Consider the following 799-nt stretch of genomic DNA (forward strand, 5'->3'; position numbering starts at 1 on the left):
TGTTTCTTCGCGACATAAAGTCGCTGCTACATTGTGTTTGTTCGCGACATAAAATCGCTGCTACGGTGTGTTTTTTCGCGACATAAGGACGTTGCTACAGTGTGTTTTTTTGCGGCATAAAACGTGTGATTTCATCATCTAAAGTTTGTGACTATATCGCGCCAATAAAAAACCCCGCTGGCAGGCGGGGTTTTACTATCATTTTAAAAGCATCATCTTATTGAGCTTTTGCATCCTTCATATAATCAAAGAACTTGCTATCCGGTGATAACACCATAACGTCATTCTTATCTTTAAAGGTATTTTTATATGCTTCAAGCGAACGAACAAACCCGAAAAACTCAGGATCTTTGTTATATGCTTTAGCGTAAATGTTTGCCGCCGTTGCATCACCTTGACCGCGAACCGCACGAGCATTACGCTCAGCATCTGCGAGCATTACGGTAACACGACGGTCAACATTAGCACGGATGGTCTCCGCCTTCTCTTGACCTTCTGAACGGTGCTCTTTCGCCACTGCTTGACGCTCCGCACGCATACGCTGGTAGATTGAGTTACTTACTTCGTTAGGCAAGTTAATTTGCTTAACACGGACATCCAGCACTTCAATACCAAGTTCAGTTGCACTTTCTGACGCTTGAACTAACGCTTCTTCCATTAGCTCGCTACGTTCACCCGATACTATCTCTTTGATAGTACGTGAACCGAAGTTTGTTCTTAGACCGTTATTAACCTTTTGCTTAAGTAGCGTTTCAGCATACTGTTTATCGCCACGTGCACGTAGGTAATAAGCGCTAAA

1 protein-coding gene is annotated in these 799 nt (G+C 43.3%); it reads right to left on the reverse strand.

Annotated elements, in window-relative coordinates; genetic code table 11:
* Positions 1-217: 217 nt before the first annotated feature.
* The coding region (hflC, locus tag CWC03_RS23175) for a protease modulator HflC (RefSeq protein ID WP_138583829.1) at positions 218-799 on the reverse strand (582 nt) is incomplete at its 5' end.

The organism is Pseudoalteromonas sp. S2755 (assembly GCF_005886535.1).
Classification (GTDB): domain Bacteria; phylum Pseudomonadota; class Gammaproteobacteria; order Enterobacterales; family Alteromonadaceae; genus Pseudoalteromonas.